Raw genomic sequence first — 16561 nt, forward strand, 5'->3', positions numbered from 1 at the left:
AACGTCCCGGCCCATCCGCTTGCGCCTCAAGACCTCAAAGTCGACGCTCACATAAGAGCGATACTTTGTTGTGTCAACCAACTTTCGCTAAACTCGGAGGAAAACCTCCTCGTCGCCAGCAGCGTCGCCGCTGTCGTTGTTGAGCGGGTTATAGGCCCCACACCCCAAAACTGTCAACGACCAATTCAAAGTTTTTGCGAAAGTTTTGTGTCACCCAACGGAACTCCCCACGGAAGATTTGCGCAGCGCCCTTCACATACGCGCGCGTGCCTAACTAGGGCCCCATTGAATGCGCACAGAACGGGAAGCCGTGGATGGGCCGAACCCGTTCCGGCCCTTTCGTTGACTTCGCAGGTCCCGGCGGGCAATTGTCCGTCACGCACTACAAATCGGCCGCCCCGGTCCAGCGAATCGGGTGGCCCCATGAAGAGATTGCATGAACGATTTCGATCTGGCCGCACGGGAACTGGGTGACGAGCCGCCGCTCAACGGCGCCGGCCGCTCCGGCCCGCCCGACCGACGGGAGATTTCGGCGCGCTGGCTGTCCGGCACGTTCCTGACGGGCATCACGTCGAGCATCCTGATGGGCGTCGCGCTCTTCGCCGCGCTCGATGCCGGCAACATCGTGCTGCGCGCCTCGCAGGCCGCCACGCCGCTGCCCGGCGATCTGACCGCTGCCGCGTCTGGCGAAGCCACCAAGACCGGCCGCCTCGTCGCCTCGCGCATCCTCGCGAGCACGTCCGACCGCCGCCGCATGGAAATCTCCACGCTCCAGCGCGAGGACGATGTCGACATCGTGCGCACCGTTCCCTTCGTCCATGTCGACATGGCGCTGGCCGCCGGCCACTCCACCGATCGCGACTACCCGGCCTTCGATCCGCTCGAGGTCTTCGCCGAGGAAGCGCCCGCCGCACCCGCAGTGGCGATGGGCCAGATCTACGGCGCCAAGGTCGAGAGCGAAGTCAGCCTGCGCACCACCGCCTTCCCGCTCGCCGATGCCACCTACGACACGCGCAGCGAATTGTCGGCCGAGGAGGTCGAGGCGGTCGTCCGCAACACCGGCGCGATCCTGACCGATGGCGACATCCAGGTCGCCGCGCTTCACTATGTCGACCCGCAGCGCTTCGGCGACGGCCTGGCCGGCACCGCGCTCGGCAATTACGGCATCCGCGTCGTCCCGGAAAACGTGTCGATCGCACCGCGCGATGCGCCCGCGGGCGCCGCCGCGCACGAATATGCCGAGGACATGGTGGTGGCCCGCAGCGAGGAGCCGATCGCCGAGCTGCTGGCCGAGGCCGGCTATGACGACCCGCCCTCCGTGGCGATGGCCGAGGCCGTCGCCAAACTCGTCGACAGCGAGACGCTCGCCGCCGGCTCGGTGCTGCGCATCGGCCTGGAAATCCGCGGCGACCGCGCCAGCATCATGCGCGCCAGCCTCTATCAGGAGGCCGCCCACCGCGCGACGGTCGCCATCGACGATCGCGGCCAGTTCGTGCCGGGCGACGAACCCGAGCCCAATCCGGCGATCTCGATCGCCATGCAGGGCTCGATCCCCGTCGTCGGCGCGACCGGCAACCTGCCGACCGTCTATGACGGCATCTATCGCGCCGCCTATTCCTACGGGCTCAACCGCGACATGACGCGCCAGCTCATCCGCCTGCTCGCCGCCGAGGTCGACTACCAGTCGCGCCTTGGACCGACGGACCGCATCGAGCTCTTCTTCTCCAACCCGGACACCGACGACAACGCGACCGGCGATTCCGAACTGCTCTATGTCAGCGCGTCCTTCGGCGCGACCACCCGCAGCTTCTACCGCTTCCAGATGGAAGACGGCACGCTCGACTATTTCGACGAAGAAGGCCGCTCGGCTCGCCAGTTCCTGTTGCGCAATCCGGTCCCCAACGGGCGCTTCACGTCCGGTTTCGGCGGCCGGCGCCATCCGATCCTCGGCTATGTCCGCGCCCATACCGGCGTCGACTGGGCCGCGCCGCGCGGCACGCCGATCATCGCCTCGGGCAACGGCACCGTCGAAAAGGCCGGTTGGACCGGCGGCTATGGCCGTCAGACGATCATCCGCCATGCCAATGGCTATGTCTCGTCCTACAGCCACCAGCACGCGATCGCCGACGGCGTCGTGCCCGGCGCGCGCGTGCGGCAGGGCCAGGTCATCGGTTATGTCGGCTCGACCGGCCTGTCGACCGGCAATCACCTTCACTACGAGCTGATCGTCAACGGCACCAAGGTGGACCCGATGCGCGTGCGCCTGCCGCAGAACCGCTCCCTCGAAGGCCCGGAGCTCGAAGCCTTCGCCTATGAGCGCGAGCGCATCGACGCGCTCCTGAATGGCGATCCCGTCCCGCCGCTGCGCATGGCCGCAACCAACTGAGCCAAAGAAAAAGGGCCGCCGAAGCAGCCCTTTTTCGTTTCTGTCGGTCCGAAACCCTATTCCTGAAACTCGACCGTCACGCCCTTCGAAACCAGCTTGGCGAGTTCCTGCGCATCCCAGTTGGTGAGCCGGATGCAGCCATTCGAATAGGTCTTGCCGATCTTCGACGGTTCGGGCGTGCCGTGGATGCCGTAGGTCGGCTTCGACAGCGCGATCCATACGGAGCCCACCGGTCCGTTCGGGCCGGGCGGGATCGTCAGCACCCGGTCATTGTCGCCCTGCTTGAAGTTGATCTTCGGATTGTAGGTGTATTCGGGATCGAGCGCGATGCGCTCCACCGTATGCGTGCCGGTCGGCGACGGCGTCGCCTGCGAGCCGATCGTCGCCGGATAGGCGACGACGAGCCTGCCCGTCGCATCGAAGGCGCGAACCTGCTTGGAACTCTTGTCGGCGATGATCCGGACGACCGGCTCGCGCTTGGGTCGTGGAACGTTCGCGACGCGTATTCGCGTTCCCGGGCGCTCGAAATTCACGCCTGAATTAAGCGCGCGCAGATAGTTCTCGTCCATGTGGAAGCGCTCGGCGAGCTTTTCGGCGACCGACGTGTAGCCCAGCGTCTCGAGCTGCGCCTTCTCGCCGTAATCCTCGGGAACCGAGGCGATGAACGGGCCGGCGGCATCGACGGGCGTGATTTCGTATTCGACGAAGGCGTCGCCGCCGGTCTGTGCCAGCACGTCGTCGATCGACTGCTTGTCATAGGTGCGCATGGCCTCGCCGCGCAGTTCCTGATAGGTCGCGATCGCCTTGTTGACGTTGTCGCCCATCCGGCCGTCGATCACGCCGGGCGAAGCGCCGATGCGCGACAGGACGATCTGGATCTTGGCCACGTCCTCGCTGGCGCCGGCGAGCGAAGCGCGCGGCGTCGAGATGGAGGGCGGCTGCATTCCCGGATCGATCTCGATCACCGTTCCCGGCTGCGTCAGCCCCGCCGGCTCTTCGCCGGAAACGCTGGCGGTCGCCTCGTTGCCGAGCGGCTGGCGCTCGACGCCGCCGACGGCCGGCGGCTGCATTTGCGGCTGCGGTGCGGCAAGCTGCGGCGTGCTCGGCTGGGGCTGCGGCGCTGCCATTTGCGGCTGCGGCGGGATCGGCGGCGGTTCGCGAAATTCGGGGAAGCCGTCGGATCGGCCGCCGGGATAGCGCCCGAGTTCGCGCAGCCTTTGCTCACGGCGCAGGCGCTGGTCGTCCTCATACGGGTCGTAGCGCTCGGGCTCGACATAGTCGCCGCCCCACGGATCGGGCTCGATGAAGCGCTCGCGCTGGACCGCTCCGCCGCCGCCCTCGCCGACGATCGCGATGACCTCGCCCGTATAGGGGTCGACGAGAACCTCGCGCCCGAACTGATCGTAATAGACGTCGACTTCGCGCTGGGCGACCTGCACCCCGTCGCGCGCATCGGCACGCCGTTCGGGCGGCTCGGCGACCGAGATGGCGGCGCCTGCGGTGCCGGCCGAAAGAAGCATGCCGAGAAGGGTGAGGGAAAACGGTCGTGCGATCATTTTTATCAAACCAGCCAGATGCGTTACGGTTGCACGCAGTGATCAAACTTGATCACCGCCTCGCGGCGACGAGCCGACTATGGTTCATGAAGGATGAACGGGACATGAAAATGGCCGGCCCGGGCCTTCGAGGCTGCCCGGACCGGCCTATCTGAAATCATGATCAGGCCGCTTCGACGATGGAGGCGTCGCCATTCGCGGTGCGGAAGTTCAGCCGGTCCGAACCGGACGTGACCTTGACACGCGCCCCGTCGAGGATGTCGCCAAGCAGGATACGCTCGGCAAGCGGGTCCTGAAGTTCCTTCTGGATCACGCGCTTCAGCGGACGCGCGCCATAGGCGGGGTCGTAGCCCTTGTCGGCCAGCCAGTCGATCGCCTCCTGGTCGAGCGAAAGCGCGATCTTGCGATCGGTCAAAAGCCGCTCCAGCCGCTCGAGCTGGATCGCCACGATCTTGCCCATGTCCGCGCGGCGCAGCCGGTGGAACAGGATCACCTCGTCGACGCGGTTGAGGAATTCCGGCCGGAACGAGGCCTTCACCACCGCCATCACCTCGTCGCGCGCCGCGTCGGCATCCTGATCCTCGCCCAGCGCGACGAGATACTCGGCGCCGAGATTGGACGTCATGATGATGAGCGTGTTGCGGAAATCGACCGTGCGACCCTGACCGTCGGTCAGCCGCCCGTCATCGAGCACCTGAAGCAGCACGTTGAAGACGTCGGGATGCGCCTTCTCGATCTCGTCGAACAGCACGACCTGATAGGGCCGGCGACGCACGGCCTCCGTCAGCGCCCCGCCCTCATCATAGCCGACATAGCCGGGAGGCGCGCCGATCAGGCGCGAGACCGAGTGCTTTTCCATGTATTCCGACATGTCGATGCGCACCATCGCGCTCTCGTCGTCGAACAGGAAGTTCGCGAGGGCCTTGGTCAGTTCGGTCTTGCCGACACCGGTAGGCCCGAGGAAGATGAACGAGCCGATCGGCCGGTTGGGATCCTGCAGTCCGGCGCGCGCGCGGCGAACCGCCTTCGACACGGCCTGCACGGCTTCGCCCTGGCCGACGACGCGCTTGCCGATCTCGTCCTCCATGCGCAGCAGCTTCTCGCGCTGGCCTTCCAGCATCTTGTCGACCGGAATGCCCGTCCAGCGCGAAACCACCTGCGCGACATGGTCGGGCGCGACGGTCTCCTCGACCATCGAGCCGACATTGTCCTGGCTTTCGGCCTCGGCAAGCTTCTTTTCGAGTTCGGGAATGCGGCCATAGGCAAGCTCGCCTGCCCGCTGGAACTCGCCCTTGCGCTGCGCGATGGCGAGTTCGTTGCGCGCCTCGTCGAGCTGACCCTTGAGGTCCGCCGCGAGTCCGAGCTTTTCCTTCTCCGCCGCCCACAGGCTCGTCACCCGGGCCGATTCCTCTTCGAGGTCCGCCAGTTCCTTTTCGAGCCGCGCGAGACGGTCCTTCGAGGCGACGTCCGTCTCCGTCTTCAGCGCCTCCCGCTCGATCTTGAGCTGCATGATGCGCCGGTCGACCTCGTCGAGCTCTTCCGGCTTGGAATCGACCTGCATGCGCAGCCGCGATGCAGCCTCGTCCACCAGATCGATGGCCTTGTCCGGCAGGAAGCGGTCGGTGATGTAGCGGTTCGACAGCGTCGCCGCCGAGACGAGCGCCGAGTCGGAGATCCGCACCTTGTGGTGCTGCTCGTACTTCTCCTTCAACCCGCGCAGGATCGAGATCGTGTCCTCGACCGTCGGTTCGGCGACGAAGACCGGCTGGAAACGGCGGGCGAGCGCGGCGTCCTTCTCGACATGCTTGCGGTATTCGTCGAGCGTCGTCGCGCCGACGCAGTGAAGTTCGCCGCGCGCCAGCGCCGGCTTCAACAGGTTCGACGCATCCATCGCGCCGTCCGCCTTGCCCGCGCCGACCAGCGTGTGCATCTCGTCGATGAACAGGATGATGCCGCCGGCGGCCGACTGGACTTCCGACAGGACGGCCTTCAGCCGCTCCTCGAACTCGCCGCGATATTTCGCGCCGGCGATGAGCGAGCCCATGTCGAGCGCCATCAACTGCTTGTCCTTGAGGCTTTCCGGCACGTCGCCATTGACGATGCGCAGCGCCAGCCCCTCGGCGATCGCCGTCTTGCCGACGCCGGGCTCGCCGATCAGCACCGGATTGTTCTTTGTGCGCCGGGACAGGACCTGGATCGTGCGGCGGATTTCGTCGTCGCGGCCGATCACCGGGTCGAGCTTGCCCGCCCGCGCATCCGCCGTCAGGTCGCGTGCATATTTCTTCAAGGCGTCGTAGGCCTGCTCGGCAGAAGCCGAGTCCGCCGTACGTCCCTTGCGGATGTCGTTGATGACCTGGTTCAGAGCGACCGGCGTCACGCCGGCCTTGGCGAGGATGCCGGCCGTCTTCGCCGATTTCTCCATCGCCATCGCCGTCAAAAGGCGTTCGACGGTGACGAACGAATCGCCCGCCTTCTTGGCGACCTCCTCGGCGGTGGTGAACACCTTGGCGAGCGGCTGAGCCAGATAGAGCTGGCCGTTGCCGCCCTCCACCTTCGGCATCGCCTCCAGCGCCGTCTCGACGCCGAGGCGCACGTCACGCACATTTCCACCCGCCCGCTCGATCAGCGAGGCGGCAAGGCCTTCCTCGTCGTCGACCAGCACCTTGAGCAGGTGCTCGGGCGTGAACTGCTGGTGATTGCGCGACAGCGCCATGGTCTGCGCCGACTGGATGAAGCCGCGGACCCGTTCGGAATACTTCTCGATATTCATGTCTTCCTGTCTCCGTTCCGTCCCCGGCCTGGCACGCAGCGCCGGTTCAGATTGTGGTGACGGGCCCCCGTCGTTCCGGCAGGCCCCGTTGATCGCAATATGGGAAGACCGCCCGACGCGCTCAAGTGAATCCGCATGCCACGCGGCAACAAAAAAGGGCGGTGGATGACCACCGCCCTTTCGGAATTCTCATCGCTGGCCCGATCAGGCCGCCGCCTCGCCGACATCGTCCGACTTCTCGTCGGCCGGGCCTGCGCTTTCGCCCTCCTCCGCCTTCAGGCGCGGACGGCGCGTGCGACGCGGCTTGCGCTCGCCGGTGTCGTCGCCGGCAGCTTCGGCGCTCTGCACGCTCGCGGCAAGCTGGGCCGGGCTCGAAACGGCCGGAGCCTCGCCTTCGCCAGCACCCTGTTCGGCGCGCGGTGCACGCTCGCGGCGCGGCGCCCGCTGCCTGCGGCCTTCACCGACGGCAGCATCTTCCTGGTTGAGCGCGACCTCGGCCGGAACGCCGTCGATCACCGGCTGCGGACCGCTGCCGTCGGCAGCCGCCTGTTCTTCGCGGTTCTCGCGGTTGCCGCGATTGTCCCGGTCGCGATTGTCGCGGTTCGGGCGGTCGCCGCGCGGCTGCTGGTTCTGATCGCCGCGCTGGCTCTGGCCCTGATTGTTGTTGTTGCCGTCGAAGCCGGCATCGTTGTCGTCGCCGTCCTCGTCGTCATCATCGCGCGTGTCGCGCTGCTGCTGCTGCGTCGCGGCCTGCTGCGCAAGCGCTGTAGCGATGATGCGGTTATAGTGCTCGGCGTGCTGGAGATAGTTCTCCGCCATCACGCGATCGCCCGAGCTCTGCGCATCACGCGCCAGCGTCGTGTACTTCTCGGCGATCTGCTGGGCGGTCCCGCGGATCTTGACGTCCGGACCGTTGCTCTCATAGCTGCGGGTAAGCGGGTTCGGCCCCTTGCGGTTGTTGTTGTTGCCGTTGTTGCTGCTGTTATTATTATTGTTGTTGCCGCGTCCGCGCATGCGCCTGTTCTGCTGTGGCCTCATCAGTTTCTCTTCATCTTTCAGGAATATCCATGCGGCGCCCGGGCCTTGCCCGTTCCGCAATATCGCTCCGGCGATCAGCCGCTCGAAGCGCTATCGCCACTTGTCCCGCTTTTCGGTTTCGCGTCACGCCCGGACATTCCCCGCGCGAAGCAAAGGCGTCTCATACGCAGAAGGCAGTTTGTGTCACGGGAACCGAATCGATGACAGCACTGCCTGCTTCGTCACATCCGGTAGCCGAAACCTAGCGGGATTGCTTTGTTTTGCCAAGTCCTTTTTGCGGGGCATCCCCGGTCAGCCGCGCCGCCGGAAGATCAAAACGCGATCGTTTCCACCGAGATCTTTGCGTGCCGCCTGGTACGCGAAACCTGCACTCTCGAAGATTGCGGTCACCGCGTCCTTCTGGTCATGCCCGATCTCGACGCCGATCGATCCTGCGCTGGTCAGATGCGCCCCGGCGCCCGTTGCGATGGTTCGGTAGCAATCGAGCCCGTCCGGTCCGCCATCGAGCGCTGCTGGCGGGTCGAACCCGCGCACATCCAGATCGAGATCGGCGATATCTGTGGTCGCGATATAGGGCGGATTTGAGACGATCACGTCGAATTTGCCCGCGACACCCGCAAACCAGTCCGATTTCACCGTCCTGAACCGGTCCGCGACACCGTTCAAGTCGGCATTGGCGGCCGCCGTTTCAAGAGCATCGTCCGAAACATCGACCGCGACGCCGCGCGCCTGCGGCAGTTCGGCGAGAAGCGCGATCAGGATCGCACCCGTCCCGGTGCCGAGATCGAGGATGCGCAGCGCGCCCTCGCCCGCCAGCGCCAGCACCGCATCGACCAGCACTTCGGTATCCGGCCGCGGCTCCAGCGTCCCGGCCGAAATCCGCATCGGCAATCCGTAGAACTCGCGCGTCCCGAGGATGCGATGCACCGGCTCGCGCCCTGCCCGCCGCGCCAGCGCGGCCTCGATCTCTTCCACATGCGGCCCGGCAACGAGCTGGTCCGGACGCGCGATCAGGTCGAGCCGCGTCGTCCCGGTCACATGCTCGACGATCAGCCGCGCATCGATCTCGGCACTGTCGATGCCGGCTTCCTCGAGGCGCCTCTTCGCCCGCCGCATCGTCTCGCCGAGTTCGACCGGCTCAGCCATGTGTGCCCATGTCGGCGAGCAGCTTCGACTGATGGTCCGAGATCAGCGCGTCGATCACCTCGTCGAGTTCGCCCTGCAGCACGCGGTCGAGCTTGTAGAGCGTCAGGTTGATGCGATGGTCGGTGAGCCGGCCTTGCGGGAAATTATAGGTGCGGATGCGCTCCGAGCGGTCGCCCGAGCCGACCTGCGTGCGCCGCGATTCCGAGCGCTCGTCGGCAAGCCGCGTGCGCTCGATGTCGTAGAGCCGCGCGCGCAGGATCTGCATCGCCTTGGCGCGGTTCTGGTGCTGCGACTTCTCCGCCGAGACCACCATGATGCCGGTCGGCAGATGGGTGATGCGCACGGCCGAATCGGTCGTGTTCACATGCTGCCCGCCGGCGCCCGAGGCGCGCATCGTGTCGATGCGGATGTCCTCGGCGCGGATGTCGATGTCGACCTCCTCGGCCTCCGGCAGCACGGCGACGGTTGCCGCCGAGGTGTGGATGCGCCCGCCGCCCTCGGTTTCCGGCACGCGCTGGACGCGATGAACGCCCGATTCGAATTTCAGCTTGGCGAAGACGCCTTTGCCGGAAACCGTTGCGATGATTTCCTTGTAGCCGCCGACCTCCCCTTCGCTCGCCGAAATCAGCTCGATCTTCCAGCCCTGCGCCGCCGCATAGCGCTCATACATGCGGAAGAGATCGCCGGCGAAAAGCGCCGCCTCGTCGCCGCCGGTGCCGGCGCGAATTTCGAGGATGGCGTTCTTCTCGTCGGCCGAATCCTTCGGCAGCATCAGGATCTGGATTTCCTGCTGCAGCGCCTCCACCCGTTCCTCCACCGCCGGCCGGTCGGCTTCGGCGAGCTGGCGCATCTCCTTGTCGAGAGAGCGGTCGGCCAGCATCGCCTCGAGGTCGGCCAGTTCCCCTTCCGCCGCCAGCAATTCGCGCACCTTGCCGACGATGTCCTGCAGTTCGGAATATTCGGAGGCGAGCTTCACATAGGCCTCGGCCTCGGGCCCGGCCGCCATCTGCGCCTCGAGCATGTCGAAGCGCTTGATGACCTGGTCCATCCGGTCGCGCGGCAGTTCGATCATTCTATGAAATTCCTAAAGTGAGACGCCGTGCTGGTCGGCAAAGCCGGAGAGCAACGCGCGTATATCGGCATGTTCGGCCGTCGTGTCGAGGGCGTCGTCGAGCACCCGCGTCAGCGTGCCGAGCGGCAGGTCGCGCAGCATCGCCTTCACCGGCCCGATCGCCGCCGGCGACATGGAGATCGAGCGGAACCCGACGCCCAGCAGCGCCATTGCCGGCAGCGGCCGTCCGGCCATCTCGCCGCAAAGCGTTACCGGCGTCCCATGCGCCACGCCCGCCCGCGCCACCTGACGCAAGAGCCGCAGGAACGGCACCGAAAGCGGCGTGAACCGGTCGGCCAGAAGCGTGTTGCCGCGGTCGGACGCGGTCACGAACTGGAAAAGGTCGTTCGAGCCGACCGAGACGAAATCGACCTTCGCCATCAGCTCGTCGAGTTGCCAGAGAAGCGAAGGCACTTCCAGCATCGCGCCGAGCTTGAAGCTCGTCGGCAGGTGGTGGCCGAATCGGGCGAGATGGCGAACCTCGCGGTCGAAGATGTCGCGCGCCGCGTCGATCTCGGAAAGCTCCGTCACCATCGGCAGCATGACACGCAATTCGCGCCCGCCGGCAGCCTTGAGCAGCGCGCGGATCTGCGTGCGCAGAAGCCCCGGCCTGTCGAGCGTCAGGCGGATCGCGCGCCAACCAAGCGCCGGGTTTTCTTCCTGTCCCGCACCCTTGAAATAGGGCAGCACCTTGTCGCCGCCGATGTCGATGGTGCGGAATGTCACCGGTTTCTTGCCGGCTGCCTCCAGCACGTCGCGGTAGAGCCGCTCCTGCGCCTCCGCGCGCGGGAAGGTCGCCGCCACCATGAACTGGAGTTCGGTGCGAAAGAGCCCGATCCCGGCCGCGCCCGCCTCGGTAAGCTGCGGCAGGTCAACGGCCAGCCCAGCATTCATCATCAGGTCGATATGGACGCCATCCTTCGTCGCCGAAGGCTTGTCACGCAGTTCGCGATAGAGCTCCTGCCGGCGGGCGCGGAAGCGCACCTTCTCGGCATAGGCCGCCTCGACGTCGGCTTGCGGACGCAGATGGACCCGCCCTTCCTCGCCGTCGACGATGATCGCGTCGCCATTCTCGGACATCGAGACGACGCCCTTCATCTGGCCGGTGACGGGAATACCCATCGCGCGTGCGACGATCACCACATGGCTCGTCACGGCGCCCTCTTCGAGCACCAGCCCGCGCAGCTTGTCGCGCGGATAGTCAAGAAGCTCGGCCGCGCCCATCTGGCGCGCGACGACGATGGCATCGCGGTTCATCAACGCCGCCAGCACCTCGGGACCGCGCCCCATCAATTGCCGCAAGAGCCGGTTCGCGAGATCGTCGAAATCGCTCATCCGCTCGCGCAGATAAGGGTCGGTCATGTGCAGCATGCGCGCGCGCATGTCCGACTGCACCTTTTCCACCGCCGCCTCGGCGGTCAGGCCGTTGCGCACGGCCTCTTCCAGCCGCCTGATCCAGCCGCGGTCGTTGGCGAACATGCGGTAGGCTTCCAGCACCTCGCGATGCTCGCCCTCGAAGGCCACGTCCCGGCGCGACAGCATGTCGTCGATGGACAGCCGCAGCGAGCCGAGCGCCTCGCCGAGCCGCTCCAGTTCGGTGTCCGTGTCTTCGTTGAAGAGGTTGGTGACGACGATGCGCGGCTCGTGCAGTACGACATGGCCGAGCCCGACGCCGTCATTGAGCGGCAGTCCGACGAAGCTCACCGGGCGCGACAAATCGAGTTCGAGGCCGGGCCGCGTCAGCCGCGCCAGATCGCCGGTGGCGATCATCTCGGCGATGACCATGGCGATCGTTTCCAGCGCCTCGACCTCGTCGTCGCGATATTGCCGCATGGTGCGGTTCTGCACGACGAGAACGCCGAGCGTGCGCCCGGCCCTCAGAACCGGCACGCCGAGGAAGGAATTGTAGATCTCTTCGCCCGTTTCCGGGAGATAGGCGAAGGCGGGGTGCTTCTGCGCGTCGGACAAATTGAGCGCACGCGCGCTCGCCGCGATCGTGCCGACGAGGCCCTGGCCGAGCTTGAGCTGCGCCAGATGAACCGAACCGGGGTTCAGGCCTTCGGTGGCGTAGAGTTCGAGGATGGAATCGGCGCGCAGCACGTAGAGCGAGCAGACCTCGGCGACCATGTTGGAGGCGATTTCGCGCACGATCCGGTCGAGCCGCTCCTGCGGCTCAAGCGCTTCCGCCATGAGCTCGCGCAGCCGTCTCAGCAATACGCGCGGTCCCGCCGCCATGTCACGCATCGACCGTTCTCTCCAACGGCTCTACCCGGCCCTCGATCGTCGAGGGCCGGCAACCGACTCCGTGTCGGCCGTTCCCCTTCTTACTGCTTATCCAGCCCGTAGACGGAATGCAAAGTCCGCACGGCCAATTCAGTGTAGGCCGCGTCGATCAGGATCGAAATCTTGATCTCGGAAGTGGTGATCGCGCGGATGTTGATGCCGCGGTCGGCCAGCGCCTTGAAGGCGATCGCCGCGACGCCCGCATGGCTGCGCATGCCGATGCCGATCACCGACACCTTGGCCATGCCCTCGTCATGCTGCAGCGCGTCGAAGCCGACCTGGTCCTTGTTTTTCTCCAGCACCGCGACCGCCTTGGCGACATCGGCCGAAGGCACGGTGAAGGTCATGTCGGTGCGCGATCCGTCCTCGGAGATGTTCTGGACGATCATGTCGACATTGATGTTCGCTTCGGCGAGCGGGCCAAAGATGCCGGCGGCAACGCCCGGCCGGTCGGCGACGCGGCGCAGCGAAATCTGCGCCTCGTCCTTGGCGTAGGCGATGCCTGTTACGACTTGCTGTTCCAAGATTTCATCCTCGTCGCAAATGAGCGTGCCGGGCGGGTTTTCGAAATCGCCCATGCCGGGGGCGTCCGGGTCTTCGAAGGAGGAGCGCACGAAGGTGCGCACCTTGTGTACCATGGCAAGTTCCACCGAGCGCACCTGCAGCACCTTGGCGCCGAGCGAGGCCATCTCCAGCATCTCTTCGAAAGAGATCTTGGCAAGCCTGCGCGCCTTCGGCTCGATGCGCGGATCGGTCGTATAGACGCCGTCGACGTCAGTATAGATGTCGCAGCGATCCGCCTTGACGGCGGCGGCGATGGCGACCGCGCTCGTATCCGACCCGCCGCGCCCGAGCGTCGCGATCCGGTTGTCGGGCGCCAGCCCCTGGAAGCCGGCGATCACCGCCACCTGCCCCTCGCCGAAGCGCTTGGCGAGGAACGAGCCGTCGATCTCCTGGATGCGCGCGGCGCCATGGGCGTTGTCTGTCTTGATCGGTATCTGCCAGCCCTGCCACGAGCGCGCATGGACCCCCATGCCCTGAAGCGTGATCGCCAGAAGCCCGGCCGTCACCTGTTCGCCGGAGGCGACGACGGCGTCATATTCGCGCGCGTCGTGCATGGGCGAGGCTTCGCGGCACCAGGCGACGAGTTCGTTGGTCTTGCCCGACATCGCCGAGACGACCACGGCCACCTCATGCCCCGCATCCACCTCGCGTTTGACGTGGCGCGCGACATTGCGAATGCGGTTGATGTCGGCGACGGAGGTTCCGCCGAACTTCATCACGATACGCGCCATGAAAGGGAATTCCTCGGGGCAAAGATCGGTTCATGCCGCCCGTTCGCGGGGATCGGGCGGCGGCGCGGGTTGCATACTGAAATACCCTGCCAAGTGCAAGCGAACGGGCCAGCGACTATTTCTTGAGCCGGTAGCCGGTGCGGAACATCCAGCTCACGATGCCAAGGCAGATGACGAGGAAGAAGAGCGTCATCGCCAGGCTGACCCAGACGCTCACATCCGACGTGCCGATGAAGCTCCAGCGGAAGCCAGAGACGAGATAGACGACGGGATTGGCGAGCGAGATCGTCTGCCAGACCGGCGGCAGCATGTCGAGCGAGTAGAACGTGCCGCCGAGGAACGCCAACGGCATGACGATCAACAGCGGGATGATCTGCAATTTCTCGAACCCGTCCGCCCAGATGCCGATGATGAAGCCGAACAGCGAGAAGCTGACCGAGGTCAGGACGAGAAACAGCACCATCATGAACGGATGCTGGATCTGCAGGTCGACGAAGAACGCAGCCGTCGCAAGGATCACGAGCCCGATCATCATCGATTTCGTCGCCGCCGCGCCGACATAGGCGAGCACGATCTCGAAATAGGAAATCGGCGCCGACAGCACCTCGTAGATCGTGCCTGTAAATTTCGGGAAGTAGATGCCGAACGACGCGTTGGAGATCGACAGCGTCAGGAGCGACATCATGATCAGCCCCGGCACGATGAACGCGCCATAGGACACGCCGTCGATCGTCTCGATGCGCGAGCCGATCGCCGCGCCGAAGACGACGAAATAGAGCGAGGTCGAGACGACCGGCGAGATGATGCTCTGCATGATGGTGCGGAAGGTGCGCGCCATCTCGAACGTGTAGATGGCCTTGACGGCGTGGAAATTCATGCCCGTTCCCTCACCAGGTCGACGAAGATGTCCTCGAGCGAACTTTGCCGCGTCTCGAGGTCGCGAAAGCGGATGCCTGCGCTCGAAAGCTCGGCCAGAAGCGCCGTGATGCCGGTGCGCTCGCCCTGCGTGTCGTAGGAATAGACGAGCCGGCGCCCGGCATCCGTGATCTCCAGCCCCCGCGCAGCCAGCCCCGCCGGCAGTTCGGACAGCGGCTCGACGAGTTCCAGCTCCAGCTTCTTCTTGCCGAAGCGCTGCATCAGCGCCGCCTTGTCCTCGACCAGGATAATCTCGCCCTTGGAAATCACCCCGATCCGGTCGGCCATCTCCTCGGCTTCCTCGATGTAATGCGTGGTCAGAATGATCGTCACGCCGGTCGCCCGCAGCCCGCGCACCATCTCCCACATGTCGCGCCGCAGCTCCACGTCGACGCCCGCCGTCGGCTCGTCGAGGAAGAGCAGCTTCGGCTCATGCGCCAGCGCCTTGGCGATCATCACCCGCCGCTTCATGCCGCCCGACAAATTGATGACCTTCTCGTCCTTCTTGTCCCACAGCGACAGCGCCCGCAGCAGGCCCTCGACATGAGCCGGATTGCGGCCCTTTCCAAACAGGCCGCGGCTATAGGAAACCGTCGCCCAGACACTTTCGAATGCATCCAGCGATACTTCCTGCGGTACGAGACCGATGATCGAGCGCGTCTTGCGGTAGTCGACGACGATGTCGTCCCCATGCACGTGAACGACGCCGTCGCTGGCATTGACCAGCCCGCACACGATGCCGATCAGCGTCGTCTTGCCCGCACCGTTCGGCCCCAAGAGCGCAAAAATCTCGCCCGGCTGCACGTCGAGGTCGACGCCCTTCAGCGCGGTGAAGCCGGAGGCATAGGTCTTGGTGAGATTTCGGATGGAGAGTGCGGGGGGCATGGCGGACTTTCGAAATGCAGCCAAGGGGGAAGTGGCGCAGCGCATATAGGTCGCAGCACCAAGGACGCAATCGCCAGCTGCGATCCGACACCACGCTCCTGACATCGCGCGCGCTTGACTTTTCGCCGCCCTCGCCCGACTTGACCACCTCTGAAGGAGACACCCGCATGTCAGACGCCCAGCGCACCACCATCGACGCCGGCGAGGTCGAACGCTTTTCGCGCCTCGCCCAGGAATGGTGGAACCCGAACGGCAAGTTCAAGCCGCTGCACAAGTTCAACCCGGTGCGCCTCGCCTATATCCGCGACCAGGTGGCGACCCATTTCGGCCGCGACCCGCGCGCCGCCAAGCCCTTCGACGGCTTGCGCCTGCTCGACATCGGCTGCGGCGGCGGCCTTTTGTGCGAGCCGATGGCCCGCCTCGGCGCGGACGTCGTCGGCGCCGACGCCTCGGCAACCAACATCGAAGTGGCGAAGATCCACGCAGCCGAGGCCCGCGTGAAGATCGACTACCGCGCCACCACCGCCGAAGCGCTGGCGGATGCCGGCGAACAGTTCGACGTCGTCCTGAACATGGAAGTCGTCGAGCACGTGGCCGACGTCGACCTCTTCCTGTCGAAATGCGCCCACATGGTGAAGCCCGGCGGCCTGATGTTCGTCGCCACGATCAACCGCACGCTGAAGGCGTGGGGCCTGGCTATCATCGGCGCGGAATACGTCCTCGGCTGGCTGCCCAAGGGCACCCACCAATACGACAAGCTCGTGCGGCCCGAGGAACTCGACAAGGGCCTCGCCGACACCGGCATGACGATCGTCGACCGCACCGGCGTCACCTACAACCCCTTGACCGACCAGTGGACCCGCTCCCGCGACCTGGACGTCAACTACATGATCTTGGCGACGAAGCCCCAATAAGCAACGCCCCCTCCGGCGCTTCGCGCCACCTCCCCCGCTCCGCAGGGGAGGACCTGAGGTCGCGGCCGCCCGCAACGGAAATCCTCCCCCGTTTACGGGGGAGGTGGCGCGAAGCGCCGGAGGGGGCGCACGTCACCGGCTGGCGGCGAAGCCCGCCTGACTGCCCAACGCCACGCGCGAAGACTCGTCGAGATTCGGCTCTGGGTGAGCCGAAAACGGTGGCGTTCGAGAACCGGAGCGGAGCGTACACCAGTACGTGAGC

At 65.8% G+C, this 16561-nt stretch carries 11 protein-coding genes; 2 read left to right on the plus strand and 9 right to left on the minus strand.

Annotated features, from left to right (window positions below; translation table 11 throughout):
- Positions 1–436 precede the first annotated feature (436 nt).
- Positions 437–2386 carry a M23 family metallopeptidase gene (locus ALII_RS0108970; protein WP_024586982.1) on the plus strand — a complete coding sequence of 650 codons (1950 nt, stop codon included), beginning with the start codon at positions 437–439 and terminating at the stop codon, positions 2384–2386.
- A 56-nt stretch (positions 2387–2442) separates the two neighbouring features.
- On the opposite strand, the gene ALII_RS0108975 is transcribed toward ALII_RS0108970, so the two are convergent.
- The 9 genes from ALII_RS0108975 to ALII_RS0109015 all read right to left on the minus strand — a co-directional run bounded on the left by ALII_RS0108975 (position 2443) and on the right by ALII_RS0109015 (position 15385).
- Entirely contained in the window at positions 2443–3942 is a 1500-nt protein-coding gene (locus ALII_RS0108975; RefSeq protein ID WP_024586983.1) for a L,D-transpeptidase, read from the minus strand.
- Positions 3943–4105: 163 nt separating this feature from the next.
- Entirely contained in the window at positions 4106–6712 is a 2607-nt protein-coding gene (gene clpB / locus ALII_RS0108980) for an ATP-dependent chaperone ClpB (protein ID WP_024586984.1), read from the minus strand.
- Positions 6713–6916: 204 nt separating this feature from the next.
- The gene (locus ALII_RS0108985; protein WP_024586985.1) at positions 6917–7750 is read right to left on the minus strand and encodes a DUF4167 domain-containing protein; all 834 of its coding nucleotides are present in this window, start codon (positions 7748–7750) and stop codon (positions 6917–6919) included.
- Positions 7751–8041: 291 nt separating this feature from the next.
- Entirely contained in the window at positions 8042–8896 is an 855-nt protein-coding gene (gene prmC / locus ALII_RS0108990; RefSeq protein ID WP_024586986.1) for a peptide chain release factor N(5)-glutamine methyltransferase, read from the minus strand.
- On the minus strand, positions 8889–9968 hold the full coding sequence (gene prfA, locus ALII_RS0108995; protein WP_024586987.1) for a peptide chain release factor 1: 1080 nt from the start codon (positions 9966–9968) through the stop codon (positions 8889–8891). Before prfA ends, prmC begins: the two co-directional genes overlap by 8 nt.
- Before the next feature lie 12 nt (positions 9969–9980).
- Positions 9981–12251, minus strand: coding sequence for a phosphoenolpyruvate--protein phosphotransferase (gene ptsP / locus ALII_RS0109000; RefSeq protein ID WP_024586988.1), 2271 nt, complete (start codon positions 12249–12251; stop codon positions 9981–9983).
- Positions 12252–12331: 80 nt separating this feature from the next.
- The gene (locus ALII_RS0109005; RefSeq protein WP_024586989.1) at positions 12332–13585 is read right to left on the minus strand and encodes an aspartate kinase; all 1254 of its coding nucleotides are present in this window, start codon (positions 13583–13585) and stop codon (positions 12332–12334) included.
- Positions 13586–13700: 115 nt separating this feature from the next.
- A complete protein-coding gene (locus ALII_RS0109010; protein WP_024586990.1) occupies positions 13701–14462 on the minus strand; it encodes an ABC transporter permease in 762 nt (253 codons plus the stop codon).
- Positions 14459–15385 (minus strand): ABC transporter ATP-binding protein, encoded by a 927-nt coding sequence (locus tag ALII_RS0109015; RefSeq protein WP_024586991.1) that lies wholly within the window; start codon positions 15383–15385, stop codon positions 14459–14461. The genes ALII_RS0109010 and ALII_RS0109015 overlap by 4 nt, the downstream gene beginning before the upstream one ends.
- A 167-nt stretch (positions 15386–15552) precedes the next feature.
- On the opposite strand from ALII_RS0109015, the gene ubiG reads away from it, so the two are divergent.
- Positions 15553–16299 (plus strand): bifunctional 2-polyprenyl-6-hydroxyphenol methylase/3-demethylubiquinol 3-O-methyltransferase UbiG, encoded by a 747-nt coding sequence (gene ubiG / locus ALII_RS0109020; protein WP_024586992.1) that lies wholly within the window; start codon positions 15553–15555, stop codon positions 16297–16299.
- The last annotated feature ends 262 nt before the right edge of the window (positions 16300–16561 follow it).

Source organism: Aliihoeflea sp. 2WW, from assembly GCF_000497755.1.
GTDB lineage: Bacteria > Pseudomonadota > Alphaproteobacteria > Rhizobiales > Rhizobiaceae > Aliihoeflea.